The sequence below is a fragment of the Bacillus cereus group sp. BfR-BA-01524 genome (genome assembly GCF_022662595.1).
In the GTDB taxonomy this organism is placed as follows: domain Bacteria; phylum Bacillota; class Bacilli; order Bacillales; family Bacillaceae_G; genus Bacillus_A; species Bacillus_A thuringiensis_S.
In genome coordinates this window covers 1-887 of sequence record NZ_JAKUDW010000247.1, presented here as the reverse complement: position 1 = coordinate 887, position 887 = coordinate 1, and the positions used below count along the sequence as shown (strand labels likewise).

Sequence of the window (887 nt, the reverse complement as noted above, 5' to 3'; positions counted from 1 at the left end):
AAAAGTTCATACTACACTCAAATGTATTAAAAATATATTTTAAAGGGGTCATATATTCATGAAATTTAAAGCATTCTTTTTAACTATCACTATTCAAAAGCGTAAACTTTCGCAGAAAGAGATTTTACGTGAGCAACACATCCAAAGCATTATGGACGAAGTAAAAGAGCGCCAATCTTCTTATTACACTCGTCTTTTCTAAATCACTTATAAAGGGGGTCATAAATCTAATGAAATTTAAAGCATTCTTTTTAACTATCACCATTCAAAAACGTAAACTTTCACAGAAAGAGATTTTACGTGAGCAACACATTCAAAACATTATGGACGACGTAAAAGAGCGCCAATCTTCTTATTACACTCGTCTTTTCTAAATCACTTATAAAGGGGTAATTATCCAATGAAATTTAAAGTATTCTTTTTAACCATTACCATTCAAAAAAATACATTTTCCGAGTCTGAAATGCTTCATGAGCGACAAATTAATCAGGCTATGGATCATGTAAAAGAAAGACAAAGTCATTACTGTAGTCACCTGTAATTTCTTATTACACTCGTTTTTTCTAAATCACTTATAAAGGGGCAATTATCTAATGAAATTTAAAGTATTCTTTTTAACCATTACCATTCAAAAAAATACATTTTCCGAGTCTGAAATGCTTCATGAGCGACACATTAATCAGGCTATAGATCATGTAAAAGAAAGACAAAGTCATTACTGTAGTCATCTGTAATTCCAATTCGAAAGGAGGAATTCACATATGAAGTTTCACCTTTTCTTTTTAACGATTACGATTCAAAAAGAAACAATATCTCAAAATGAATTAAAACAAGAAAGACAATATAAACAAGTTATTGATGAAATTCGAGATCGTAGAAGCAAATAC

The 887-nt window shown here is 30.0% G+C and carries 5 protein-coding genes; all 5 read left to right on the top strand.

Going from position 1 to position 887, the window contains the following annotated elements; all coding sequences use genetic code 11:
* The first annotated feature begins 58 nt into the window (after window positions 1-58).
* Entirely contained in the window at window positions 59-202 is a 144-nt protein-coding gene (locus tag MR170_RS30825; protein WP_000668965.1) for a YrzI family small protein, read from the top strand.
* Window positions 203-230: 28 nt separating this feature from the next.
* Window positions 231-374 carry a YrzI family small protein gene (locus tag MR170_RS30820; protein WP_029442601.1) on the top strand — a complete coding sequence of 48 codons (144 nt, stop codon included), beginning with the start codon at window positions 231-233 and terminating at the stop codon, window positions 372-374.
* A gap of 26 nt (window positions 375-400) precedes the next feature.
* Window positions 401-541, top strand: coding sequence for a YrzI family small protein (locus MR170_RS30815; RefSeq protein ID WP_050844001.1), 141 nt, complete (start codon window positions 401-403; stop codon window positions 539-541).
* 52 nt (window positions 542-593) lie between these two features.
* Window positions 594-734, top strand: coding sequence for a YrzI family small protein (locus MR170_RS30810; RefSeq protein ID WP_043939981.1), 141 nt, complete (start codon window positions 594-596; stop codon window positions 732-734).
* A gap of 27 nt (window positions 735-761) precedes the next feature.
* Window positions 762-887 (top strand): YrzI family small protein (locus MR170_RS30805; RefSeq protein WP_242310649.1); only part of this gene is annotated, 126 nt, incomplete at its 3' end.